Below are 25,495 nucleotides of genomic sequence, written 5' to 3' on the forward strand. Positions count from 1 at the left end.
ATTGTGGATTTGTCTGTTATTTAAATGAAGTCAGAGTCTGTATTGCGTTTTTGGCAAGGATCATATCACAGTGTTCTTCCAGAAATGCGAGTGATATACCACCACCCTGTTCCGGTGAACCATACTCGGAGAGCATATTACAGATACGGTTAAAATCAGAAGACGGATGCTCTCCCTGTGCAAGTGTCAGGATGTACATGTTCTCTGCTTCATCCTTGTAAAGTGTGTTCGGACCATCATACATCTCAGCTAAAAAATGACTGGCATGAATCACACTGTCAAGTCTTGAGAAAGAGAAAAGCCGGACCGGTGGAACAGAAGGTTCAGCAGGAGCTGCTTCTTTGGCTTCTGAAGCAGGAGCCTGTTCCTGGACCGGAGTATCGGCAAGTGCTTCCGGGTTCTCCGGGAGCTGGGATACAGCTTCTTTCATCTGGCGGAGAATGTCGAGAAAATCTTCGGCTCCGTCAAGCTTTTTCAGATGTTCCAGCACGGATTTGTGCTTATCAGCAGCTTCGTCCGCAGGAGTAGGTGTGAATCTGGAAAAACGGGTATCCAGTTCATCCGGATCATCAACTTTGGTTATATTCAGAACAATAGAATCACCGGCGGTCGGGATTGCTTCGATCATCAGTGGCAGATTGTCGCTTTCGAATCCAAATTCAGAAGCGGCCTGCTGCATCATCTCGCGGAATAAAGACTTTGCCTTCTCGGAGCCGTAAGCAAGCTCGCTGAGCTTTAACTGTCTCTGGGCGAGATCATCACGGGTAAGTGTGCAGCGGATCTGATTATCATTTATCTTTTCTATCTTCATAAAGTATCACTTCCTATTCAATCAAAAATCTATCTGAACAATTACTAATAGTATAAACAAAAAACGGAACGATGTAAACAAAATAAAAAATAAAAAATGCTTGCTTTTTTATAAACTCTTTCTTATAATGGCGTTACAGGAAAATAAGACAGACCAGTCAATCGCACAAATCTTGAATTTATCATACGCATTTCGCACACAGCGTACAGAATCAAGTACATTCAGGTCATATCAGACGATTTATCAACAGAACCTAACAATTGAACCGAAGTATGGACAGTGATCATTTTCTTGTCATCGGAAAAAGCACAGGAGAAGTAATATATCACAAGTGTTGCCTTATGGTCGCTTTTTGCCGTAAAAACTGTCTGACTCAAGGGGGAAATATGGACGAGCAAGAGAAAAAGTATCAGGATTTATTTACGGAACTGACAAATTATGAGCGTAGCGGTGTCCGGATGCAGATGAATGGCTTTCCGGCAAGTCCGCTTCAGATCGTGTCAGCGCATATGGTAAGAGAAGAAAGTAATTATATGCGGGATTATATTCTGGATGAACAGGGAATGATCCGGGAACTGGATTTTAACAGTATAGGAACAGACCATTCACAGGTGGAATGAAAAAAGCAGAGCCCCCTCGCCAAGACATGACCTGTGGGGAATGGAAATAGTTTTCAGATGTGTACAAATGGCAGATATATGTGGTATAATAACCTAAAGTGTGCGCATATTACAAGCTTAGTTAAGCTGTGAAAATATGCTGCAAACAGGAGGTGTCATGTGGACGAAAGAAGAATGACCAATGAGCAAAGGGAAAGAGAGCGCAGACGCAAAGCTGCGGCAGCAAGAAAAGCTGCTGCAAGATACGAGGATCCGGGCGTAGGTTATCAGAGACGGAGAAGAGCAAGAAAAAGACGTCGCCGTGTCAGAAAAGTGTGTATTGCATTGCTGGTGATCTTTATAGTTGTCATTGGGCTTGCCGGTGGAACAATATACTGGATAAAGTATGGGCCGACAAAAGAAACCTATGATTTGAATAAATATTTTGGAATTACGGCAAAGTCGCAGATGGGTGTAACGATCAACAACGAGGTACTGGATGCTCAGGCAATTACAGAAGGCGGAACTGCATATCTGTCTTATAACTTTGTACAGGATTATATCAGCGATCGTTTCTACTGGGATTCCAATGAGCATATACTTTTGTATACACTGCCGAGAGATATGGTAAAGGTAGCGGCAGACAGTAAGGATTATTCTGTTTCAGATACTGTGAACAGTGAGGATTATACAATTGTAAAGACAGAAGGAGATACAGCATATATTGCACTGGATTTCCTGCAGAAATATGCAAATTTTGACTACGAAGTTTATAAAGATCCGGCAAGAGTCGTGATCACCAGTAAGTTTGGAGAGCGTCAGACGGCAAAGGTTAAGGATGATTCCCAGGTAAGGATTCTGGGAGGTGTAAAAAGTCCGGTGCTCGAAGAAGTGAAAAAGGGAGATAAGCTTACGGTTCTTGAAGATGTAAGTGACTGGAAAAAAGTCTGTACAAAGTCCGGAATTGTCGGGTATATTCAGAAGTCAAAGCTGAAGGATGCCAAGAAAGAGACAATCTCAAGAGAATTTGAGGAACCGGATTATACAGGAATCAAGAAAGATTACAAGATCAATCTGGTATGGCATCAGGTCACAAGTGAAGCTGCCAACGAAGGGATTGAAGATGCGCTTGCAGCTACAAAAGGACTCAATACGATTTCCCCTACATGGTTCAGTGTAACGGATAATTCCGGAAATATCAGTTCCATTGCAAGTACAGACTATGTGGATTATGCACATCAGTGTGGAATGGAAGTATGGGCGCTGGTTGATAATTTCGACCAGAATGTAGACGATATGGAGCTGCTCAGTCATACTTCAAGCAGGGAGAATCTGGAGAATCAGCTGGTAAATGCAGCACTTCAGAATGGAATTGACGGAATTAACGTGGATTTTGAACAGATACCGACGGATGTCGGAGATCATTACATTCAGTTTATCCGGGAGCTTTCTGTGCTGTGCCGGGTGAACAATCTGGTCCTTTCTGTAGATAATTATGTGCCGAAGGGTTATAACACACATTATCACAGAGAAGAACAGGGGGTTATGGCAGACTATGTGATCATTATGGGATATGATGAACATTTTGCCGGTTCCTATGAAGCAGGTTCTGTGGCATCTTACAATTATGTAAAAGAGGGAATTGAAGAAACCCTGCGGGATGTACCGGCAGATAAGGTGATCAATGCAGTGCCATTCTATACAAGGCTGTGGAATGAGACACCGAAGACGGACGAAGAGCGTGCGGAAGATCAGGGAACCGAGGCTGCAAGCTATTCAATGAAAGTTACCAGCGAAGCACTTGGCATGGAAGAAGCGGCACAGCGGGTAAGCGAAGCCGGAGCAACTGTGACATGGGATGATACGGCGAAGCAGAACTATGCAGAGTGGCAGGGAGATAACGATTCAACCTACAGGATCTGGCTGGAGGATGCTTCTTCACTTGAAGTCAAACTCGGACTTATGAAGGACAATAATCTGGCAGGAACGGCGGCATGGAAACTTGGATTTGAGACTTCCGATATCTGGGATTTGATTCAGAAATATGTAAACTGATTACATAATGAGAAAGGTATAGAAAAGAGCTTTCCATGCATATATTTGTAAAAATATATGCAGGAGGCTCTTTTTTTGAATAAAAAAATCAGTGAAATGGTAAAAAGGGGGAAAACTATTTTCAAGAGCAAAATAAAGTGGATTCTGGCTCTTATTTTACTGACGGGATGTATTTATGGCAGCTATACATTAAGCAGGTATACCGAGGCGGATCAGGTGGAGGCAAAGCAGGCTCAGGTAATCCTGGATGCCGGACACGGGGGAAGTGATCCGGGAAAAATCGGGCTGAATAACCTTCTGGAAAAGGATATCAATCTGGCGATTACTGAGAAAGTGAAAAAATGTCTGGAAAAGGAAAAGATAACAGCAGAGCTTACAAGAAAAGAGGATAAAGGGCTTGTAACAACAGGAGACGGAAGTAAAAAGACAGAAGATATGCAGGCAAGAGTGAAGATGATCAACGAGACGAAACCTGTCCTTACAGTGAGTATCCATCAGAACAGCTATGAAGACCCGGAAATTCATGGAGCGCAGGTGTTTTATTACAGCCATTCCCGGGAAGGAGAGGCTGTTGCGAAGATCCTGCAGGAAAGTTTGCAGGAGATTGATCCGGAAAATCACAGGCAGGCAAAAGCAAATGAGACCTATTATCTTCTTAGGCGGACAAAAGTGCCTACGGTGATCGTGGAATGCGGTTTTCTGACTAATCCGGAAGAGGCAGAAAAATTGTCGGGAGAAGAATATCAGGAGCAGGTTGCAGAAGCTGTTGCCAAAGGAATCGCAAAATGTCTGGAATACCTGAACGAGTATGGAAATTAAAATTGCCATGCCATGTGGATAATGCTATAATGAAACACATGGAAACAATAATAAAAAAAATAGACAGAAACCAAATAGATCAGGTGATTATGGAAGAAGCCGGTTCAATCCTGAAGAACGGCGGTCTGGTGGCATTTCCGACAGAGACAGTCTACGGACTGGGGGCAAATGCGCTTGATGAGGAGGCAGCGAAAAAGACCTATGCAGCAAAAGGACGCCCGTCAGACAACCCGCTTATCGTCCATATTGCGAGACTGGAGGATCTGGGTGCGATCGTTGAATCTGTACCACTTATTGTAGATGAGATCGCGGCACATTTCTGGCCAGGGCCACTTACGATGATTTTCAATAAGAACGAAAAAGTTCCGCTAGGAACAACCGGTGGTCTGGAAACGGTCGCTGTGCGTATGCCGGATGATGAGATTGCCCGTGAACTGATCCTTGCAGGAGGCGGATATGTATCAGCACCAAGTGCCAACACATCCGGAAGACCGAGCCCGACGACAGCACAGCATGTGGCAGAGGATTTAAGTGGCAAGATCGAGATGATCCTGGATGGAGGAAGTGTAGATATCGGAGTAGAGTCTACGATTCTGGATATGACGGTGACTCCACCGATGATCCTGAGACCGGGAGCGATCACAAAAGAGATGTTAAGTGAAGTGATCGGTGAGGTGGCTGTGGATGAAACTTTGATTTCAGAGAACAGCACAAAAGCACCGAAAGCACCGGGAATGAAGTACCGTCACTACGCGCCGAAGGCAGAGATGATCATTGTCGACGGAGAGCCTGAAGAGACTGTTCGGGCGATCAAGCAGATTGCTTACGAGCAGGTAAGACTTGGATATAAGGTGGGGATCATTGCGTCTAATGAATCGGTTGATCAGTATACGACCGGTGTAGTAAAATGCATAGGTTCCCGTGTGAATGAAAAGACGGTTGCGAGAAACCTTTATAAAGTCCTACGTGAATTTGATGAAGAGGAAGTTGATTACATTTACAGTGAAGCATTTCCGGAGGCAGGTATCGGAACTGCGATCATGAACCGGCTGGGCAAAGCAGCAGGACATCATGTACTGCAGGCATCTGAGATCACGAAGCTTCAGGATTACCGCAGGATCGTATTTGTGAGCAACAGCGCGAACTGTCGTGCTCCGATCGCAGCAGCAATTCTGAAAAAGCAGCCGCTTTTCCAGGAATACGAGGTGTGTGCGAGGGGACTTGTGGTTCTCTTCCCGGAGCCACTGAATCCGAGAGCAGAAGAACTTCTGGCGAGACATCATATTGAGACAGAAGGATATGAGACTGTTGCATTATCAGAAGAGAAATTTGGGGAAGATACGCTTGTTCTGGCAATGCAGGACAGTATCAAACAAAAGATACAGAATGATTATCCGGGAAAAGGACAGGTTTATACACTATGTGAATTTGTAAATGGAAGCAAAGAGATTCCGTCTGTATATGGTCAGACACAGGAACAGTATGAGCAGATGTATGAGCTGATCCAGGGGTATGTCAAAAAACTTGCCAATAAGTTAAACGAGGAGGCAAAAAACAAATGTCAAATGTACACGTAATGGATCATCCGCTGATTCAGCACAAAATCGGGATTATCAGAAGAGAGGAAACAGGTTCAAAGGATTTCAGAATGATGATCGGTGAGATCGCAATGCTGATGTGCTATGAGGCAACCAGAGATCTGAAATTACAGGATGTCGAGATCCAGACACCGATCTGCAAGATGACAGCAAAAGAGCTTGCAGGAAAGAAGCTTGCTGTTGTTCCGATCCTGAGAGCAGGACTTGGAATGGTAGAAGGTATGCTTGCGATGATTCCGGCTGCAAAAGTAGGTCATATCGGTTTGTTTCGTGATCCGGAAACTCTTGAACCGGTAGAATACTACTGCAAACTTCCGGCTGACTGTGAAGAAAGAGAAGTATTTGTAGTAGATCCGATGCTTGCTACGGGAGGATCCTGTATCGCAGCGATCCAGATGCTGAAGAACAGAGGCGTAAAAAATATCCGTTTTATGTGTATTATTGCAGCACCGGAAGGAGTAAAGAAGCTTCAGGAAGCTCATCCGGATGTTGAAGTGTATATTGGAGCATTGGATGAAAAGTTAAATGAACATGGATATATTGTTCCGGGGCTCGGAGATGCCGGAGACCGTATTTTCGGAACAAAATAGAGGAAACGATCATGAGTGGAAAAAGACAGGATTATATTTCCTGGGATGAATATTTTATGGGAGTTGCCATTCTCTCGGGAAGACGGTCAAAAGATCCGAATACCCAGGTGGGATGCTGTATCGTAAGTGCAGATAACAAAATTCTGTCAATGGGATACAACGGTCTGCCACGAGGCTGTTCGGATGATGAATTTCCGTGGGAACGGGAAGGTGAGGATCCGCTGAAGACAAAGTATGTATACACCGTACACAGTGAACTGAATGCAATCTTGAATTACAGTGGAGGAAGTCTTGAAGGAGCCAAACTTTATGTATCGCTTTTTCCGTGCAATGAATGCGCAAAAGCGATCATTCAGAGTGGAATCAAAGAAGTAATCTATGATTCAGACAAGTATGCAGATACAACTTCTGTAAAAGCATCTAAAATGATGTTTGACTGTGCCGGGGTGCGATACCATCAGTATCACCGGACCGGGCGAAAAGTGGAAATTGAATTATAAAAGATATGTGGAAGTGCCATTGGACTGCGAAGTGCAGACAGTGGCGCTCTTTTTTTCGTAGGAAATTCTTTTCAGAGGTAAAAAACATATCTGTGTGAAAAAGTTCATAAGATAGAGTAGGAGGTGGCGGAGCATGAAAAGAAGAGGATCATGGCAGATAAACTTTATTGTCAGGGCTTTGACAGGAATGGGCAGTATTTTTCTGGTCAATCAATGGATGGACTATAGAAACATTCCTGTTTCTGTCGGACTAAATGTCCTGTCATTTTTTGTGTCCGGATGTCTTGGAATTCCGGGAGTTGCCATGCTTTATGGGATTATGTTTTATCAGTTTATGTAGGTGTTGCGCAAAACGTTTTTTTCTGGTTTAAAGCTATGGACAAAGGGAAAAGTGGCGCATATAATACGTCTTACAAGAGAGGCAAAGCAATAAGTTAGAAAATCAAAAAATCAGTTTCAGCAGTATTTATATTCTGATAAATACTGTGTCAAAAAAGGAATGCAAACGTGTTCCGTCATATGCCATTCGGCATTTGATTCAAAGTTTGAAAGAAAAAGGGCGGACATGCCGGAAAGGAGCAGAGCAAAGAATCGACAGAGAAATTTTAATTTGTGATCCAGAAGAAGAGTATGTCAGAAGACTTGCGGAGGCGCTGCTTTTGAAAAAAGAGGTGACAGCAGGAGTGCGAATCTGTTCGTCGCCGGAAATGGTACAGGAGTTACTGAAGATTGGTCTGATAAAGGTATTGTTGATCAGTGAGGATGTTCCATATGAAAAAAGAAAGCAGATTTTTACCGGGAAGAGAATTATTCTGACGAGACAGCATTGTGTGGATCTGGGAGAGGAGGAAACGGAGCTTCGGAAATATCAGCCGGTTGACGGACTGATGACCGGGATTTTAAAAGGCCTTCAGGAGGAGAAGTTTCCGGGATCGTGTGCGGATAACGGAAATGGAAGAATCCTTGGAGTATATTCACCGGTTCACAGAATTGGAAAGACAACGTTTTCACTGAAACTTGGGAAAGCACTGGCACAGTCAGAGGACGTGCTGTATCTGAATCTGGAAACCTATGCAGGCATGGGAGGATATTTCCGGGATCAGGATGCTCCTGATCTGGCAAATGTTCTTTACTATGCAAAACAGGAAAGAGATGATATCGGGATACGGATTGCATCCATGGTAAAAAGAATGGGTGATCTGGACTATATCCCACCAATGAAAGTATGGACAGATCTTCGTGCTGTGCATACAGAGGAATGGAAAACTCTATTTGAAAGACTGATCAGCCAAAGTGTATACAGCGTGATCATTCTGGATATCGGAAATGGGATGGAGGATGTGTTTCAGCTGTTAAGGCTGTGTGACCAGATTCTCATGCCGTGTGCGGAGGATGTATATGCGATGGCAAAAATTGCGCAGTACCAGCATATGTTGAAGGTACTGCGGTATCAGGAGCTGGAGTCGCGTACCATGTATATCAATATGGGGAAAAATATGCGTCAGACAGTAAAAGAAACAGTTGAGTTATTAAAAGAAAGTACAGAAAAGAGGTTCTTCTATGCGGAGGGCAGAACAACTTCATGAAGAAATTCTGGCGCAGATGGATCTGTCGAAGGAAGCAAGCGATGAAGAGCTGCTGGAACTGATCCACAGGATACTGGAAGAAAAATCGAAAGAAGAGTTCATTCCGCTTGGAGAAAAGGCAATTCTCGGGAGAGAGCTTTTTAACGCGTTCAGGAAGCTGGATATCTTGCAGGAGCTGATCGAGGATGAAGAGATTACGGAAATTATGATCAATGGAACGCAGCCGATTTTCATCGAACGTAACGGAAGGATTTATGAAACCGATAAAAAGTTTCTTTCAAAGGGAAAGCTTGAAGATGTGGTTCAGCAGATGGTAGCAGGCTGTAACAGGGTTGTCAATGAGGCAACACCGATCGTAGATGCGAGACTGGAGGATGGATCCAGAGTAAATGTGGTGCTGCCGCCGGTTGCGCTTAATGGACCGATTGTTACGATCAGAAAGTTTCCGAAAAGCAGGATTACGATGGAGACGATGATCGACACAGGTTCTATCGGAAAAGAAGCGGCGGCAATGCTGATCCAGGCCGTGAAGGCAAAGTATAACATTTTTATCAGCGGAGGGACAGGATCAGGAAAGACAACCTTTCTGAATGTATTGTCGGATTTTATTCCGAAAGAAGAACGTATTATTACCATTGAGGACAGCGCGGAACTGCAGATCACAGGGATTCCCAATCTGGTGCGGCTTGAAGCACGGAATGCAAATGTAGAAGGAACAGGGGAAATCAATATCCGTGATCTGATCAGGACAGCGCTCCGGATGCGACCGGAGAGGATTATTGTCGGTGAAGTCAGAGGAGAAGAAGCACTGGATATGTTACAGGCACTTAATACAGGTCATGACGGGTCGATCAGTACCGGCCATGCGAACAGTCCGGATGATATGATGAGCAGACTGTCTACAATGGTACTGATGGGGATTAAACTTCCGCTGGAAGCAGTTATGCGTCAGATCGCTTCCGGAATCGATATCCTGGTACATCTGGGACGCCTTCGGGACAAGAGCAGGAAAGTATTGGAAATCATGGAGGTATTGGGATATGAAAAAGGAGAAATCAGGCTTCAACCGTTATTTTCCTTTCAGGAGACGGGAAGTAAGGATGGAAAAATCCAGGGGGAGTGGGTGAAAAGGTCCACACTTACACGGACGGAAAAACTTATGGCGGCAGGGTATCAGCCGGAAGGAGTATGCCCTGGCGATAACGGAAAGCATTCTTCTGGTGTTTCTGATCGCCATGCTGTTCTATTCAAGACTATGGATGATGGCAGTGCTTTTTCCTCTGGGAATGAAGTATTACGAAAGGATGATCTGTCAAGTGGAGGAAAAAGGGAAGAGACGTTTTGAAAGACAGTTCCAGGATGCGCTTCAATCACTGGAAGCGCAGCTGAATGTGGGATACTCTATGGAGAACGCGATCAAAGAGGTACAGAGAGACCTGCAGATCATGTATGACAGGCATACACTTATTGTACGGGAATTTACGTATATGGTAAGGCAGCTGAATCTGAACGTAACCGCGGAAGCTGCCTGGAAGGATTTTGCTGCAAGGGTAGCACTTCCGGAGGTGGATACATTTGTCACTGTATTTTCCCTGGCAAAGAGGAGCGGAGGCGACAGTATTCTGATCATTAAAAATGCGGTTAGACAACTTGGTGATAAAGCGGAAGTGAAAAGAGAAATCGATACCGTAATTGCAGCGAAAAAAATGGAATTTCAGATTATGTCAGTGATTCCTTTGGGAATTATTGGTTATATGCGTCTAAGCTTTCCGGAATTTATGGCGGGGTTATACGGGAATCTGCCAGGAGCGGCTTTTATGAGTATTTGTCTTGGAGCTTATATTGCTGCCTGGAGACTTGGATGCAAGATTGTGGAAATCGAGGTATAGAAATGTGGTTTTGTATCGGAATGTATTTCTTTCTCGGAGCTTGTGCATGGATGTATTTCAAGAAGAAATCACTTTTCAGAAAATGGGACAGGCTTCTCAGGCAGATATTTCTTTTGATGGTGGTGATGACAAGTCTGGCATTTTTGTCGGAAATCGTGCAGAAGACAGGGAAGGAAAACTCTGAAACCATGCAGATAAAGCGGAACGGGTACGGGGAAGGACAAAAAGAAGCGGCGCTTTCTATGCAGGTTGAAGGAGAAAAAAGGCAGGATATAGAAATTCAGGTATCACCGAAGATTTACAGTGAAAAGCGGCTAGAAAAGGAGTTCCAGAAAGCGAGGGAAGAGCTTGTAAAAGTGATTTCCGGGGAAAATAAGGATCTGTCGCATATAAAGACAGATCTGGATCTTGTAACAGCATTGGACGATTTTCCGTTTTCGGTTTCCTGGGAACTTAGCAGATATGATGTAATGGATTCACTTGGGAGACTGGATCAGGAAAAAATCCGGGAAGAAGATCCGGAGAATCAGGGGATTGGGATGAATATTACCGGGGTTCTGCATTATGAAGATAAGGTATATCCGTGTGAGATGGATCTGGTTATTTTTGCAGGACAGGAGAAAACGCTTTCCACGAAAGAGCGGGTTCTGGAACTGGTAAGATCACAGGACAGTGCTACGAGGCAGAAAGCATATCTTATACTGCCTTCCAGTCTGGACGGAAGAAAAATTGCCTGGACAGAGGAGAAAGATTCAAAAGTGATTCCGATTCTGATGCTCGGAATAGCGATAAGTATTCTGCTTGTCGGAAGAGAAATACAGAAAGAAAGCAATCGGAAGAAGACGAGAAAAGAGCAGATGATACTGGATTATCCGGAAATTATCACAGAGTTTACGATGCTGACCGGTGCCGGAATGACAGCAAAAAATGTGTGGAAAAGGATTGCGGAAGATTACGGGATCACCAGGGGAAAAACGGGAAGAAAAAGAGAGGCATATGAAGAAATCTGGAGAACCTGGCAGGAAATGAAAAGTGGGATTCCGGAGATGGAATGTTATGAAAGATTTGCAAGAAGATGTGATCTGATCCCGTATATGAAAATGGGAGCACTTCTTTCACAGAATCTGAAAAAGGGTGCAAAAGGAGTTTCTGAAATGCTTCGTATGGAGGCAGTACAGGCACTGGAGGACAGAAAGAGCAGGGCGAGACAGCTGGGAGAAGAGGCAGGAACCAGACTTTTGATCCCAATGCTTTTGATGCTGATCATCGTGATTACGATCGTAGTTGTACCGGCATTTTTGTCGATCCAGGTGTAGGAGGTGAGAGAATGAAGGCGGTAAAAAAGAAGCTGTGGACAGGATGGATCAGAATTCAGAAGATTCTGACGGAAAAAGACGGGATATCAACGGTAGAATTGATTCTTGTACTGGTCGTCATTATTGGTCTGGTTATCATTTTTAAGAAACAGCTTAATGAACTTGTAACTAAAATATTTGAAAAAATAACGAATGAAAGTTCAGGAATCTAAAATAAAAATTTTATTTCAGAAATGAGTGTGTACAGAGATGAAAAAAATGGTAAAGGGAGAGATTACTGTGTTTCTAAGCCTGGTCTTTCTTCTGCTTCTTACTCTGGTTGGGGCTTTGCTGGAAAGTGCCTCGATCCAGCTGGCGAAGAATGAGAGAAGAGCAGACGCAGGCAGGGCAGTGGAATCTGCGTTTGCAGAATATCAGAAAGATCTTCTGGAGCGATATGGTATTTTTGCAATAGAAGGCAGTTATGAATCCGGAACAATGTCTGAAGAAAATATTTTAAACCGACTGTCCTTTTACGGGGCAGAAAATATAGAAACAGAGATTGCGGCAATCCGTTATCTGACAGACCAGAATGGGAAAGAATTTCTGCGGCAGGCGGTTGAATACGAGAAAATGAAGACAGGAGCTGCGGCGATAGAGAATCTGACGGGAAAGGTATCCGAATGGAAGGAGCAGGAACTGAAAGCAAATGAATATGGGAAAGAGAATATAGAGACGAGTAAAGAACTTGACCAGATGCTGGAAAGTGAAAAAGAAGAACTTCCTGCAGAAAATAATCCATTGGCGGATATTGTAGATATACAGGCGCAAGCACTGTTAAATCTGGTCAGCCCAGAAGGATTTACGCTGTCATCGAAAGCTGTAAAGTCAGAAGAGACTGTATCGAACCGAAAGCTCAGGCAGGGATACGGAACCATGAAGGAAAAAGATAATGGAGCCGGAGATACCATTTTTTTCAATCTGTACCTTATAGATAAGTTTGGCAATGCTGCAAATAAGAAAAAGAATACGGTACTTGACTATGAGATGGAGTATTTGTTAGGAGGAAAGGCGAGCGACAAGGACAATCTGGAATATGTGATCGGGAGAATCCGAATCCTTCGATTTGCAGTGAATTATGGATATTTGCTGACCGATAAGGACATGCAAATGGAGGTGGATACCCTTGCAACGACACTGAGTGCGGTGTTTCTTTCACCGGAGATCGGACCTGTGATCAAGCATGCGCTGCTTCTTGCATGGGCTTATGGAGAAAGCCTTACGGATGTTAAGACGCTTCTGGCAGGGAAGAAGGTTCCGGCTGTAAAGAGTAAGGAGAGCTGGAATCTGACGCTGGATGGTCTGCTTGAACTGGCAAAGAACAGAAGTATTCCGGAAGGGAAGGAGACAGAAGAGGGAAATTCTTATGAGCAGTATCTGCAAATGATGCTGGTTTTAAAATCAAAGGAAGAACTGTCGATGAGAGCATTGGATCTGGTGGAAATAAATCTGCGATCCGGAATGGAGAAAACGTTTTTTCGGGCAGATGCCTGCGTATCAGGAGCAGACTTTGACATGACATGTTATCTGAGAAGAGGAATCCGGTATCAGTATCATATTTTATATCAATATCAGTAACAAAAAATGAAAATGTTAGGAGGTGGATACAGGTGTCTTTTCTGAGGACAATCGAAATAATAAATAAAATTCCTTTGATGATGTATAGAAAAATATTGAATTACAAACACATATTTGATATTCGCAGAAAGGAGGAAGGATTTGATTTTCTACCTGATTTGATCGCCATATCTTGTGTCAAAGAAAAGGCATCTGTATCTGCCTCGGTAACAGTAGAAGCTGTACTTTGTGTTCCGTTGTTCCTATATGCGGCGGTGAGTTTGATCTGGATGCTGGAGCTCAGAAGCATCCAGTCTGCAGTAAGATGCGGACTGCAGAGTGCAGGAAAGCAGGTGGCAGAGAGTTTTGCAGAAATTCCGGTGCTGGACCCGATAAGTCTGCATGCAGATCTTGTAAATGCGGTCGGGAAAGAAAGAATGGATCGAAGTATGATTGTTGGCGGAAGCGGAGGAGTCAGCTGTAAAAGATCCTGGGCGATACCGGGAATGGGAGTGCTGGAACTGACGGCAGAATATGAAGTAAAATTGCCGGTTCCTGTCTTTCATATTCCGGTACTGTATTATAAAGAAAAAATGAGGATGAAGACATGGACCGGTTATGTAAAGACCTACGAAGCAGGAATTGGGGATAATGAACTTGTATATGTGACAGAAACAGGGATCGTATATCACCGGAATTATCAGTGCACTTATCTGGAACCGTCCGTGCGCAGTGTTGCGAAAACACAGTTAGGGGAACTGAGAAACAGCAGTGGAGGAATTTATCATTTGTGTGAACGGTGTGGATGGATGCCGGGAAATGATGGCAACTGCTATGTCACAGATTACGGGGATCGTTATCATACTTCATTATCATGCAGCGGACTGAAGAGAAAAGTTTATACAGTTCCGCTGTCAGAAGTAAAAGGAAAAGGAGCATGTTCAAAATGTGGTGGAAAATAGCAAAATTGGCAGGATTATTTTTTTTAGGATTCGGAGCAGCACAGGATATAAAATATCAGAAAATCTCGACAGAATATCTGCTCGCAGGAAGCTGTGCGGCGATTCTGTACCGTGCGTTATTTGGACGGATGCATTGGAGTGTATGGGTTGCCGGACTGGGATGTGGAATTGTATTTCTCATGATATCGAAATGGTCACAGGAGGGAATAGGGTACGGAGACAGCTGGATGATCTTGAATATGGGTATTTTTCTTGGGATCTGGAATCTGCTTGGAATGCTGATGCTTGCATTTTTTGTGGCTGCGATGGCAGCAGGAGCAGGTCTTTGGAGCGGAAAATGGAAACGGACGACAAGAATGTCATTTTATCCTTTTCTTCTAATCGGCTATCTGGGGACATTTATATGGTAAAGCTAAAAGGAAGTACAGTAGTTGAGATGGCGTATCTGATGCCGGTAGTATTGCTTTGTTGGATGGCAGTCATTTTCGCACTTTTTTATTACCATGATAAAAATATTATCGGTGGGGCGGCATATGAGACTGCGATTGTCGGAAGTGAAGAATGGCGATGGAAAAAGGAAATAGAAGATGGAAAAATGGAGCAGTATTTTCAGAAAAGAATTGAAAACAAACTGATATTTTTTGATACAGTATCGGTGGAAACTGCGGTAGTAAAAGATGAATTTGAAGTGACAGCAGGAGCGCAAAAGAGAAAAATGCGCGTATCTGTTAAACGCAGTGCGGCACTGACCGTGCCAGAGGAAAAAATACGCAGGAAAAAAGTATTGCAGGAGATTGTAGAAAGGAACCAGGAGGAATGAGAGAAGAGTACGAAAGAGATTTACATCATGCCTGGATGATTCTGGAAACAGATGAGCTATATAAAGAAGATTATCAGATGCGGATGCTGATGGAAAATGCGATTCCCGGACTCTTGTCGGTAAGAGGGCAGGGAAAAGATGATAAAAGCCAGTACCGCTACGAGATCAGTGGGAAGATATCCGTGAAGGCAAAGAGAGAAAAAGAGCACTGGAAATTTGCAGATCTGGAAAAATTTATGAGACAGTTTATCCAGGTGCTTTATGCAGTGAAGAATTATCTGCTGGACGTGAACTGTCTGAGCCTGGATCCGGGACATATTTATGTATCGGATGAAATCTATTACTTTTGTTATTGTCCGGGACTGGAAGGTAATATTCTGGAAAAGTTTCATGAGCTTACAGAGTATTTTGTCAGGGAGACAGATTATGAACAGAAAGAGGCAGTCTATCTGGCATATGAATTACATAAGGCTTCAATGGAAGAAAATTATAATATTGAGTATGCGCTGGAGCGGATACTGGAGAAAAAGGAGAATGAAATGGAGAGTATACAGCCGGAGAAAAAAGCAGGATATGATCTGCAGGAGGAATTGATCCTAGATGACTGGATTGCAGAACAGGAAATGAAAGGGCAGGTTGTAAAGGACAGGCAGAGCGTCTGGGGATTTCTGAATCAGCGCCTTCAGAAACGTAGAAAAAAACGGGAATCCCAATGGGATGAGATAATGGCGGATGATTCAGAGGAATAAGTAAGATAGGACATGTTTTTCTTTTTACTACATTTTCCAGTTTATGGAAAGAAGTACTTGTAAAACAATTACGTGTTTTTTATAATAAAAATGATTATGTAATTGGTAACAAAAGCAAAAAAGAAGTGCCTTTTCCACAGGAGGAAGTAACTGTTACTGTTCCGGCGTGAGCTGTGATTGTCCGGTTGACAATGGCAAGACCAAGACCGGTGCCGTCTGGTTTGTAAGTGACAAAAGGATCAAAAATCGTGTCGAGATATTCCGGTGAGATTCCACATCCGGTATCAGATATGGTAATCTGAAGCATTTGATCTTTGAGGACTGCTTCCAGACGGATTGAACCAGCAGACGAAATGGCTTCACGGGCGTTTCTTAAAAGGTTGAGAATCGCTTCATGCAGCTTTAATCTGTCGGCCGTCAGAGATGGAAGATCAGGGGCTATCAGAGAAGAGAATCCAATGTCGGTATCTACGCAGGAGGCGGCAAAGGACAGGCAGATCTGTCCCAAAAAGTCCTGTGCAGAAAACGTGCTCAGATGCAGATGTTCACTGTTATTATAGGCAGACAGCTCCTGCAGCAGAGAGATTGTGTATTCGATGTCTTCGCGAAGCTCTGACCAGTGGCTGAAATCTCTGGTTTCAGGGTGACTGGACTCTATGAGCTGAAAGGTACTGTAGATCAGCGTCAGTGGATTGCGAACTTCATGACTGATCTTGCTGATTGTATATTGCTGTGAATCCAGGAGTTTTTGAAGTAATTCACGAATTTCCGGACTGGAATTCATAAGCTGATGTAACTTTTCATAATCATTTGCAGTAAATGGCATGGTAACGACCATCCTTTCCATGATATAAAGTAATTGTAGTTTATCATTGAAAGTCTGGTTCGTAAACAAATTCGAGATTAATCGAAGAAAATGTAGAAAGAAGGAAAAAACATGAGGGATGAGAACTGTATTTTTTGTAAAATCGCAAATGGAGAAATTCCATCTGCAACCATATATGAGGATGATGATTTCAGAGTAATTCTGGATCTTGGACCGGCGACAAAGGGACATGCACTGATCCTGCCAAAAGAACATGCGGCAGATATTTATTCTATTGATGAAGAACTGGCAGGAAAAGCATTTAAGCTTGCAAAGAAGATCACAACAAGATTAAAAGATGTACTTGGATGTGACGGCTATAATATCGTACAGAATAACGGGGAAGTGGCCGGTCAGACCGTATTCCATTTCCATATGCATCTGATTCCGAGATATAAAAATGACAAGAGCGGATTCGGCTGGAAACCGGGTAAACTTACAGATGAAGATCGGGATGAAATCCTGGAAAAACTGAAAGAAAAATAAAATAGTGAGGTACTGGAGTGAGTTTTCAGAATAAGAATAAAAAGGAATTCGAGAACGTGTACTATAAAAATAAGTTCAACGTTTATCGGATAGCAATGGATTATTCTGGCAGTCACAAAGAGTCAGCGGAAGAGATATTCCAGGAGGTTTTTCTAAAACTATATACACACTTTGATACAGTGGATGAAGAATACATGGCAGCATGGCTGGTAACAACAACGAAAAATACAGCTATCAATTATATGAAGAAGCGGGCAAGAGAATGTCCGAAGGCAGATATTGAGCTGTTTTCGGATCTGTACTCGAAGGAATATGCGGAAAGTGCAGAGGAGCATGTATTCCACAAAATTTTACAAAAAGAAAAAGTGGGTTATGGATGGACGATTCTGGATGCATTGTACGAAGAAAATGAAAACTGGTACGAAGCAATTACCATGGTTTACTGTCTGGAGAGAAAACAAAAAGATGTGGCTGAATCTATGGGGATCAGTATCCAAGCACTGACGGGTGTACTGTACAGAGCAAGAAAATGGGTAAAGATACATTACAATTCTGATGATTACACAAAATAGCACCGATGGATATGTAAAGAAAACAGGTGTCGTTCCGGCACCTGTTTTTGAACAATGTAAATAACTGTTGTTAAAAAATTATTTGGAAGCAGCATCTTCGATCAGACCGATAATTGTCTTGATCGGATCCTGCTGAGAAGACTGATTCATTGCATTTATGAAGTCTTCACGGGAATCATAAAGCTTGTGGACAGCTGCGAGAAGCTTTTCATCTGTAAGCTCTTCTTCTTCCATAACCATACTGAATCCCTGACGTTCAAAAGAACGGGCATTCAGAATCTGGTCACCACGGCTTGCGTTAGCTGAAAGTGGAATCAGAAGATTTGGTTTGCGAAGAGCAAGCAATTCGCAGATTGCATTTGCACCTGCTCTTGAGATTACAACATCGGCAAGAGCGAAGAGATCTTTCAGTTCATCCTGAATATATTCAAATTGAACATAGCCGTTCAGACCGGTGAGCTTTTCATCGAGCTTGCCTTTACCACAGAGATGAACAACCTGGAAATCTTTTAACAGTTCAGGAAGGATCTTGCGTACTGCGTTATTGACTGCGACTGCGCCAAGACTTCCTCCGACGATCAGGATAACTGGTTTTACTTCCTTGAAACCACAGAAAGCGCGGGCTTTTTCTTTATCTCCGGTGAAAAGCTCCTGACGGATTGGGGATCCGGTAAGGACTGCTTTATCCTGAGGAAGAGAACTTAAAGTTTCCGGGAAGTTACAGCATACTTTTGCAGCTGAAGGAATGGAAAGCTTATTAGCCAGTCCCGGAGTCATATCCGATTCGTGAATGATAACAGGAACATGGTTCTTCTTTCCGGCAATCACAACAGGAACACTTACAAATCCACCTTTTGAAAAAATTACATCCGGTTTTAACTGCTTGATCAGGCGGTTGGCTTCACTGAAGCCTTTCAGGACGCGGAACGGATCCGTAAAGTTCTGAAGGCTGAAATACCGGCGGAGCTTACCGGAAGAGATACCATGATATGGAATTCCCTGCTGTTCAACCAGCTGCTTTTCCATACCGTTGTAAGAACCGATGTAATGTATGTCATACTGCAGTTCCCGAAGACGGGGAAGCAGTGCAATATTAGGTGTAACATGTCCGGCAGTACCTCCGCCGGTCAGAATGATGCGTTTCATAATAAAAATCCTCCCATTGATGGTGCGAATTAAGATTCGCAGTTGATACAGGCAGAGAGACTGCCCTGATATCATAATATTAAACAGGTGAAGGAAAAAGGTCAAGTTAAAGGGAAAAGAAATCCAAAAGAATGAGGTTTAAAATGGAAAAACATGAAGATAATCTGGATAAGCTTTTAAAAGCTGAACTGGAAAAAGAAGCCGGGGAAATCATGGAAGAAATGGACTCGGACGAATCACTGCAGGACATTTCCTTTCCAGAAGACCTGGATGAAAAGATGTGGAGTAAAATCCAAGAATATGAAGAACAGCAGAAAGCATATGAAAAACTGTCAGATGACGACAAGGAGGCAATCCGTCTCGGACGAGAGGTTCAGGCACTTCGCGGCGGGGAGAATACGAAAGATCATCTTAAGAAAGATGTGGAGAGTGACAGTTATATAGATAATGTTGTGCCAATTGAGCATGTGAAGCATGAAACAGATAATAAAGCAAGTGACGACGGTACAAATGGAGAGACCGGGAAGAAGAAAGTTAAGAAGAGAAAACGGCACTGGAAGGCATATGGAATCGTGGCGATCGTAGCTGTGCTTGCTATGATGTGGAGTATGGTGAGTATTGGTGGGACGCCGTTCTTTGGAAACCTGTGGACTCAGACTATTGGAGATAGGAAGATGACACAGGTAGATACGGAGAGAGAGGATGGGGATAAGAATAAGGTTGATGATTATGATGAGTCAAAAGTATATGAAGAAATAAAACAAAAGTTTGGTGTTGATGTTGTTAGATTAAAAAGAAATTCAGATGGAATGATGTTGGTACAGAGTGATATTGATGAATCGTTGAAAAGAGTTTGCTTAATTTACAGTAATGAAGAAACTATAATAGAATATCAAATGGTTTTCAATTATAAGGAACAATCGCATGGGTATGATGTAGAAGATAAGAAAATTAAAGAAGAGCAAATAGAAGTAGATGGGAATAAAATTGATATTATTCAGTATGAATTATCAGATGGAAGTGAGGAAAACATTGCGCAGTTTAAGTATGAAGATGTTTTTTATATTTTAAATACAACTATGAAAGAAGAGGAATTTAAAAAAATTTTAAAAAATTTATTTTTTTTCTAAAAATGGCGTGAGTTTTTTCTCTCTCGATTGTTAATATAGTGTAGAGAGGAGGCGAAAGGTGAAAAAAAGCAAAATTTTGTCACTGATTATGACAATGATTATGGTTTGTACATTGTTTATCAGTACGCAAGGAGTTGCAAAGGCATCAGATGTACCGGAATGTGTTGATGGTTCTTACCTAACCAATGAAGATTCTTCAGAGGTAACAGTGGGATCGATGAGTAGAGGCGTGTATTTAAAAAGTGGCTCATCAACAATTACAAAAGCTGGACCTGGTAAGATTGCGGCAGGAGGAAACACGGTAGGGCAGAAAGTTGTTTCCAAAATTACAGTGGATGTAACAGTAGAAAGATATGTGAATGGAAAATGGGGTTATTATACTTCATGGATTGAAACAAATTATAATTCCGTTTATGTAGGTACAAGTAAAACATTATCTGTACCAACTGGATATTATTATCGAGTATGCTGTGTACATTACGCAAACTCAGATGTAAGCGATTCATTCACCAACGGCATTTACATCTAAAAATCACAAACCAAACATCCCAACCCCTTACCCACCCTAACTCACCACGCACCACCAAAAAAAATATTTTTTATAAAATATTCATACGACTATCAACCGGTGCGGCAGTTAGCGAAAGTAAGGACAAGGGAACAATATGAGGGAGGGAGATGGGAAGATTCCTTTTAACACCTGTCTGAATTGCAGGTTGATAAAGTTCAACATCTCCGGTCTTGCAGACTGACATGAGGGCGAACAGAATTGTAAAGACCACAACTAATAAACGTATTTTCTGATTGGACAGAAAGCATATGACCAAATAATACAACCCGGTCGCGAAGTATGTGAGTATGGAACATCAGAGCAAGCAAGAAGCCTAACTAATGTTAAACTGAATTAGACCAAAACAAGCAGGTCGGGATAATTCCTGACCTGCTTGTTTTGACGCAAAATTGCGAAAAAATTATTTGATTACTGGTTATTGTTTAAATATTCTTTTAAAGCAAGTGAAAGCTGATCCGGGCAGGATGTTGCTTTGTATCCGCATTTGATACCTTCGATACGTGAAATTGCTTCGTGAATATCCATTCCTTCAACGAGGCGTCCGATGCCCTGTAAGTTACCGTTACATCCGCCTGTGAACTCAACATTGTGAATACGTCCAGCTTCATCTACTTCTAAGTGAATATTCTTAGAACAGACGCCGTGTGGTGTAAATTCCATGAGTATAGTCCTCCTTTATATTTATACTATTATTGTGCCTTATAAAATTGCTTCAATGATTATAACACAGCCTTATAAGAAAATGCTAGTGCATATTATAAGAAATCTGATATAATAGCTATTGTAATTTTGAAGGGGAATCTATAGATATAGATAAAAACAATATGTAGGAAAAGCGGAGGATTTTCAAATGATAGGAATTATCGGAGCAATGGATGAAGAGGTTGCAATCTTAAAGGAATCGATGGAAGTTCAGGATATGATGGAACGTGCCGGAATGACTTTTGTCAAAGGTATTATGAGTGGCAAGGAAGTTGTAGTTGTAAGAAGTGGTATCGGAAAAGTCAACATGGGAATCTGCGCACAGATTCTGATTGACTGTTTTGGTGTGGATACGCTGATCAATACAGGTGTGGCAGGTTCTCTGGATGCAGATATCAACATCGGGGATATCGTGATTTCTACAGATGCAGTTCAGCACGACATGGATGTAAGTATGCTTGGCGATCCGGTAGGACAGATTCCGAGAATGGATACCTTTTCTTTCCCGGCAGATGAGAAGCTTGTGAAGCTGGCAGTGGAAGTAAACAAAGAAGTGAATCCGGACATTCAGACATTTACCGGAAGAGTGCTCAGCGGAGATCAGTTTATTTCCGGCAAGGAAAAAAAGGAATATCTGGTAAAGACATTTGATGGAAAGTGTGCGGAGATGGAAGGCGCAGCAATGGCGCAGACCGCATATCTGAATAAAGTTTCGTATGTCATTATTCGTGCAATTTCGGACAAAGCTGACAACAGTGCAACGATGGATTATCCGGAGTTTGTGAAGATGGCAATCACCCATTATGTAGGGCTTGTCAAAGGTCTTGTAGAAAGAATGTAATGCGTAAGGCAGCAAAGTAAAATAGAAAAGCAGCGTCATTTTCCAGACAGGATGTCGGATTGTGGCGAACGATTAGGGAATCCAAATTCGGAGGTTTACGGTATAATGACGGTAAATCTAAGAAGGAGGATTCTTTTTATGTTGGAAATGTTCGTGGTGAGAGAAACGGTATTTTTTCTGACGGGAGTGATGATCGGGATCGGCGCGATTACAAGACTGATTACCGGGATTTCACTGAAAAAGCTGGTAAGAGCAGCAAGTAACATGAGTAAAAGCAATCATCCGCTGATGCGGCTTGTAAGGGCGAAATTTGAGCATGGGTGTATGGTGAGTGATAAAGTACAGAATGTTGGTGCATTTGTAGAGAAATATTTGTATGAATACCGGGTGCTTGGCGTGAGGCTGCATACCTGGAGGCAGTGGGCGAAGGGGAGCATCTGGCTCTGCCTTATCTTTGGAGCCACAGGAACAGCGCTTGCTTATGCAGCGGGGGAGAGGGAACAGGGACTTTACAGATATGGTATTTTGGGCGGTATGGGAGCTTTGGCGCTCTTTCTACTCCGGATGCTTGCGGATGATGCCTATCAGCTGGAGGCAGCGAAAACCTATATGGTAGATTTCCTGGAAAATACATATGCTCATCGCTATGAGAAGACCAATCAGAAAGAAATCCAGGTTACGGTTCAGAGAGCGGATGAGATTCCGGAGAAAATGGATGCAGAGGAAAATGAAGCGGCGCATTCTGGTCAGGTGCAAAGACCATTTTCAGAAGAAACCGTGCCAGCAAGCGCAGCTACGGTAAATGCGGTTTCTGTGAACGAAAAACGGTATACAGAAGATGGACAAATGCAGCAGACCGTGCAGACAGTAGCAAAAGTGGGACAGGCGAATGCAAATCAGGCTGATGAAATGCGGACGCAGCAGCCGGGAGTACGGATGGAAGATACAGCCGGTTCCAGATTTAAGCAGGAAGATACCGGCGAAAAGCTGGAGCCGACAAAAGAGGCAAGAATCCGGGAAATTCTGGAAGAATTCCTTGCCTGACTGGTGTGGATAATCGCGAGTTAAGTGAAATCTGCCCAGTATATAAAAAAGTCTTTTTTGGGTAAAAAATGATTTAAAAATATAAAATACCGATATGTGGAAAAGCTGATTCCAGATATCGGTATTTCTATTATTATCGGGCAGGTGGTACACTTTTACAATTTACAGTTTCACAGAAAAAACACAGAATGAACACAGATTGCCCCCAGAAGTTTCACAAATCATCCGTATAATTGAAAAACATGAAATTTTGTAGTCAGGAGGAACAACATTGATTGAGGTAAAAAATCTTGTAAAGAAATACGGCTCACATCTGGCTGTAGATCATTTGAATTTTACTGTAGATACCAGGCAAATCTATGGATTTCTGGGACCGAATGGTGCCGGAAAGTCCACAACAATGAATATTATGACCGGCTATCTTGGCGCCACAGAAGGTGAAGTGCTGATCAACGGGCACAATATACTGGAGGAACCGGAGGCGGCAAAAAAATGTATTGGTTATCTGCCTGAGATGCCACCGCTTTACACGGATATGAAGGTAAAAGAATATCTGAGGTTCGTGGCGGAATTGAAGAAGATCCCGAAAAAGAAACGGCAAGAGCAGATTGAGAAGGTCATGCTGATGGTGAAAATCATGGATGTGCAGGACCGGCTGATCAAGAACCTGTCCAAAGGTTATAAGCAGAGAGTCGGACTTGCGCAGGCGATCCTTGGATTCCCGGAGATTATCATTCTGGATGAACCGACGGTCGGACTGGATCCGAAGCAGATTATTGAGATCCGTGAACTGATCCGCGAGCTGGCAAAAGAGCATACCGTGATCCTGAGCTCGCACATTTTGGCAGAGATCCAGGAAGTCTGCGATTATATTATGATTATTTCCAAAGGGAAACTGGTGGCAAGTGATACACCGGAGAATCTGGAAAAGCTTCTGACGAATCAGCAGACTGTGGAAATCCTGGCAAAGGGAAATGAAGATACGGTACGGAAAGTCATCGGCACAATCGGTAATGTGCAGAAGGCATCCGTGGAACACGGAAAAGAAGAAGGAACGGTAAAAGCGAGTCTGTTCCCGAAGGATGGAAAAGATATCAGGGAAACAGTATTTATGGCATTTGCACAAGAGGGATGCCCGTTACTTATGTTGTATCACAGCCGCACGACGTTGGAGGATGTATTCCTGGAGCTGACGCAGGGAAGCACACCTGCAGCAGCAAAAGCGATGAAGGACGGCGAAAAGAAAGGTCGGATGGTAAAGCGGCGCAAGAAAAATGCGCAGGAAGAGGCAGAAGAGAACGAGCTGACTGAGATGGATGAAGAGCCGGAAGAAAATGCCGTTCCGACAAGTGAGGATGAAAAGGAGGATCTCGAAAATGACAGCAATTTATAAACGAGAATTAAAATCCTATTTTCAATCAATGACAGGCTATGTGATGATTGCATTCCTTGTGATCTTCACGGGAATCTATTTTATGGCGTACAACTTAAATTCGGGATATCCCTATTTTTCATATGTTCTGATGAATATCAACTACGTGTTGATCATCATTATCCCGATGCTTACCATGCGTTCCTTTGCGGAGGAACGGAAGAACAAGACAGACCAGCTTCTGCTTGCCGCACCGGTAAAATTATTTGATATCGTGATGGGGAAATACCTTGCGATGGTGACGGTATTTGTGGTACCGTGTCTGATTTTTTGCATTTTCCCAATTATCATTAAGAGCTTTGGAACGGCGTATCTGAAGGTGGATTATCTGTCGATCCTGATGTTCTTCCTGCTCGGATGCGTGTATCTGGCAATCGGAATGTTTCTTTCGTCACTCACAGAAAGTCAGATCATTGCGGCAGTAACAACCTTTGGCGTTTTGCTTCTGATCTATCTCTGGGGAGGACTGATCAATTTCCTTCCGACATCAGCTACAAGCGGCATGATCGGCATTGTGGTACTCGTTACCATTGTAGCACTGATCATTTACCGGATGACGGGAAACTGGATGATCGCAGGAATTATCGAAGCGACCGGAGTTGTTGCGGTTGTGATCGTAAGCTTTGTAAAATCTTCATTATTTGAAAATATTCTGGTCAACATCATGAAGAAGCTGTATCTTGCAGATATATTTGATAACGTAGCGTATAACAAGCTTTTCGATGTGAGCGGACTGATCCTGTATCTGAGTGTGGCAGGTGTATTTATTTTCCTGACCATGCAGTCCATTCAGAAAAGACGTTGGAGTTAGGAGGG

The 25,495-nt window shown here is 42.9% G+C and carries 30 protein-coding genes; 26 read left to right on the forward strand and 4 right to left on the reverse strand.

Translation table 11 applies throughout. The features are described 5' to 3' along the window. Positions 1-16: 16 nt before the first annotated feature. On the reverse strand, positions 17-811 hold the full coding sequence (locus tag PGW42_RS08525) for an adaptor protein MecA (protein ID WP_008375545.1): 795 nt from the start codon (positions 809-811) through the stop codon (positions 17-19). Positions 812-1,197: 386 nt separating this feature from the next. On the opposite strand from PGW42_RS08525, the gene PGW42_RS08530 reads away from it, so the two are divergent. From PGW42_RS08530 to PGW42_RS08615, 18 genes are all read left to right on the forward strand, one after another. Further along, positions 1,198-1,431 carry a hypothetical protein gene (locus PGW42_RS08530; protein ID WP_117559053.1) on the forward strand — a complete coding sequence of 78 codons (234 nt, stop codon included), beginning with the start codon at positions 1,198-1,200 and terminating at the stop codon, positions 1,429-1,431. 174 nt (positions 1,432-1,605) lie between these two features. Continuing rightward, a complete protein-coding gene (locus tag PGW42_RS08535; RefSeq protein ID WP_117559099.1) occupies positions 1,606-3,465 on the forward strand; it encodes a glycosyl hydrolase family 18 protein in 1,860 nt (619 codons plus the stop codon). A gap of 75 nt (positions 3,466-3,540) precedes the next feature. Next, positions 3,541-4,284, forward strand: coding sequence for an N-acetylmuramoyl-L-alanine amidase family protein (locus PGW42_RS08540; RefSeq protein ID WP_243034401.1), 744 nt, complete (start codon positions 3,541-3,543; stop codon positions 4,282-4,284). 38 nt (positions 4,285-4,322) lie between these two features. Then, positions 4,323-5,861, forward strand: a complete 1,539-nt coding sequence (locus PGW42_RS08545; protein ID WP_270203224.1) for an L-threonylcarbamoyladenylate synthase — start codon at positions 4,323-4,325, stop codon at positions 5,859-5,861. Continuing rightward, positions 5,843-6,472, forward strand: a complete 630-nt coding sequence (gene upp / locus PGW42_RS08550; RefSeq protein WP_022220333.1) for a uracil phosphoribosyltransferase — start codon at positions 5,843-5,845, stop codon at positions 6,470-6,472. The genes PGW42_RS08545 and upp overlap by 19 nt, the downstream gene beginning before the upstream one ends. Before the next feature lie 11 nt (positions 6,473-6,483). Then, a complete protein-coding gene (locus PGW42_RS08555) occupies positions 6,484-6,972 on the forward strand; it encodes a deoxycytidylate deaminase (RefSeq protein ID WP_008375533.1) in 489 nt (162 codons plus the stop codon). 133 nt (positions 6,973-7,105) lie between these two features. After that, positions 7,106-7,312, forward strand: a complete 207-nt coding sequence (locus PGW42_RS08560) for a pro-sigmaK processing inhibitor BofA family protein (RefSeq protein ID WP_008375529.1) — start codon at positions 7,106-7,108, stop codon at positions 7,310-7,312. Positions 7,313-7,517: 205 nt separating this feature from the next. Beyond that, entirely contained in the window at positions 7,518-8,558 is a 1,041-nt protein-coding gene (locus PGW42_RS08565; RefSeq protein ID WP_182438623.1) for a hypothetical protein, read from the forward strand. After that, positions 8,533-9,903 (forward strand): CpaF family protein, encoded by a 1,371-nt coding sequence (locus tag PGW42_RS08570; RefSeq protein WP_270203217.1) that lies wholly within the window; start codon positions 8,533-8,535, stop codon positions 9,901-9,903. The genes PGW42_RS08565 and PGW42_RS08570 overlap by 26 nt, the downstream gene beginning before the upstream one ends. Continuing rightward, on the forward strand, positions 9,875-10,447 hold the full coding sequence (locus tag PGW42_RS08575; RefSeq protein WP_055248076.1) for a type II secretion system F family protein: 573 nt from the start codon (positions 9,875-9,877) through the stop codon (positions 10,445-10,447). Before PGW42_RS08570 ends, PGW42_RS08575 begins: the two co-directional genes overlap by 29 nt. 46 nt (positions 10,448-10,493) lie before the next feature. Beyond that, positions 10,494-10,631: a hypothetical protein gene (locus PGW42_RS08580; protein WP_270203216.1), complete on the forward strand. Its 138-nt coding sequence runs from the start codon at positions 10,494-10,496 to the stop codon at positions 10,629-10,631. Between the two features lie 4 nt (positions 10,632-10,635). Beyond that, the gene (locus PGW42_RS08585) at positions 10,636-11,763 is read left to right on the forward strand and encodes a hypothetical protein (protein ID WP_270203215.1); all 1,128 of its coding nucleotides are present in this window, start codon (positions 10,636-10,638) and stop codon (positions 11,761-11,763) included. Positions 11,764-11,774: 11 nt separating this feature from the next. Next, the gene (locus tag PGW42_RS08590) at positions 11,775-11,975 is read left to right on the forward strand and encodes a Flp1 family type IVb pilin (protein ID WP_022220442.1); all 201 of its coding nucleotides are present in this window, start codon (positions 11,775-11,777) and stop codon (positions 11,973-11,975) included. A 37-nt stretch (positions 11,976-12,012) separates the two neighbouring features. Further along, positions 12,013-13,380 (forward strand): DUF5702 domain-containing protein, encoded by a 1,368-nt coding sequence (locus PGW42_RS08595; protein WP_195548900.1) that lies wholly within the window; start codon positions 12,013-12,015, stop codon positions 13,378-13,380. 32 nt (positions 13,381-13,412) lie between these two features. Continuing rightward, positions 13,413-14,321, forward strand: coding sequence for a pilus assembly protein (locus PGW42_RS08600; protein WP_270203214.1), 909 nt, complete (start codon positions 13,413-13,415; stop codon positions 14,319-14,321). Then, positions 14,306-14,731: a prepilin peptidase gene (locus PGW42_RS08605; RefSeq protein WP_270203213.1), complete on the forward strand. Its 426-nt coding sequence runs from the start codon at positions 14,306-14,308 to the stop codon at positions 14,729-14,731. Before PGW42_RS08600 ends, PGW42_RS08605 begins: the two co-directional genes overlap by 16 nt. Continuing rightward, positions 14,725-15,141, forward strand: a complete 417-nt coding sequence (locus PGW42_RS08610; RefSeq protein WP_055261909.1) for a TadE family protein — start codon at positions 14,725-14,727, stop codon at positions 15,139-15,141. Before PGW42_RS08605 ends, PGW42_RS08610 begins: the two co-directional genes overlap by 7 nt. Next, positions 15,138-15,890: a DUF6382 domain-containing protein gene (locus PGW42_RS08615; RefSeq protein ID WP_173826387.1), complete on the forward strand. Its 753-nt coding sequence runs from the start codon at positions 15,138-15,140 to the stop codon at positions 15,888-15,890. Before PGW42_RS08610 ends, PGW42_RS08615 begins: the two co-directional genes overlap by 4 nt. A gap of 94 nt (positions 15,891-15,984) precedes the next feature. Here PGW42_RS08615 and PGW42_RS08620 read toward each other — a convergent pair whose 3' ends face one another. Next, the gene (locus PGW42_RS08620) at positions 15,985-16,716 is read right to left on the reverse strand and encodes an ATP-binding protein (RefSeq protein WP_243268052.1); all 732 of its coding nucleotides are present in this window, start codon (positions 16,714-16,716) and stop codon (positions 15,985-15,987) included. 111 nt (positions 16,717-16,827) lie between these two features. Here PGW42_RS08620 and PGW42_RS08625 point away from each other — a divergent pair, with 111 nt between their 5' ends. Both PGW42_RS08625 and PGW42_RS08630 read left to right on the forward strand, forming a co-directional pair. Beyond that, positions 16,828-17,241: an HIT family protein gene (locus PGW42_RS08625; protein ID WP_008374196.1), complete on the forward strand. Its 414-nt coding sequence runs from the start codon at positions 16,828-16,830 to the stop codon at positions 17,239-17,241. 17 nt (positions 17,242-17,258) lie between these two features. Beyond that, entirely contained in the window at positions 17,259-17,813 is a 555-nt protein-coding gene (locus PGW42_RS08630) for an RNA polymerase sigma factor (RefSeq protein ID WP_173686103.1), read from the forward strand. Between the two features lie 78 nt (positions 17,814-17,891). Here the strand turns inward: PGW42_RS08630 and PGW42_RS08635 are convergent, their stop codons facing one another. Next, entirely contained in the window at positions 17,892-18,959 is a 1,068-nt protein-coding gene (locus PGW42_RS08635; protein ID WP_055155710.1) for an undecaprenyldiphospho-muramoylpentapeptide beta-N-acetylglucosaminyltransferase, read from the reverse strand. 143 nt (positions 18,960-19,102) lie between these two features. Here PGW42_RS08635 and PGW42_RS08640 point away from each other — a divergent pair, with 143 nt between their 5' ends. Then, positions 19,103-20,089: a DUF4367 domain-containing protein gene (locus PGW42_RS08640; protein WP_270203212.1), complete on the forward strand. Its 987-nt coding sequence runs from the start codon at positions 19,103-19,105 to the stop codon at positions 20,087-20,089. A gap of 58 nt (positions 20,090-20,147) precedes the next feature. Continuing rightward, positions 20,148-20,618, forward strand: a complete 471-nt coding sequence (locus tag PGW42_RS08645) for a DUF6147 family protein (RefSeq protein ID WP_173692082.1) — start codon at positions 20,148-20,150, stop codon at positions 20,616-20,618. A gap of 450 nt (positions 20,619-21,068) precedes the next feature. On the opposite strand, the gene PGW42_RS08650 is transcribed toward PGW42_RS08645, so the two are convergent. Beyond that, a complete protein-coding gene (locus PGW42_RS08650; RefSeq protein ID WP_055261919.1) occupies positions 21,069-21,320 on the reverse strand; it encodes a TIGR03905 family TSCPD domain-containing protein in 252 nt (83 codons plus the stop codon). 190 nt (positions 21,321-21,510) lie between these two features. Between PGW42_RS08650 and PGW42_RS08655 the strand changes: the two genes are divergently transcribed. From PGW42_RS08655 to PGW42_RS08670, 4 genes are all read left to right on the forward strand, one after another. Continuing rightward, positions 21,511-22,203: a 5'-methylthioadenosine/adenosylhomocysteine nucleosidase gene (locus PGW42_RS08655; RefSeq protein WP_117835348.1), complete on the forward strand. Its 693-nt coding sequence runs from the start codon at positions 21,511-21,513 to the stop codon at positions 22,201-22,203. Positions 22,204-22,341: 138 nt separating this feature from the next. Next, positions 22,342-23,247 carry a hypothetical protein gene (locus PGW42_RS08660; RefSeq protein WP_270203211.1) on the forward strand — a complete coding sequence of 302 codons (906 nt, stop codon included), beginning with the start codon at positions 22,342-22,344 and terminating at the stop codon, positions 23,245-23,247. Positions 23,248-23,518: 271 nt separating this feature from the next. After that, on the forward strand, positions 23,519-24,640 hold the full coding sequence (locus PGW42_RS08665; protein WP_270203210.1) for an ABC transporter ATP-binding protein: 1,122 nt from the start codon (positions 23,519-23,521) through the stop codon (positions 24,638-24,640). Beyond that, a complete protein-coding gene (locus tag PGW42_RS08670) occupies positions 24,624-25,490 on the forward strand; it encodes an ABC transporter permease (protein WP_270203209.1) in 867 nt (288 codons plus the stop codon). The genes PGW42_RS08665 and PGW42_RS08670 overlap by 17 nt, the downstream gene beginning before the upstream one ends. Positions 25,491-25,495 lie beyond the last annotated feature (5 nt).

The organism is Coprococcus sp. TM115-187, from assembly GCF_027679115.1.
In the GTDB taxonomy this organism is placed as follows: Bacteria; Bacillota; Clostridia; order Lachnospirales; family Lachnospiraceae; genus Allocoprococcus; species Allocoprococcus comes.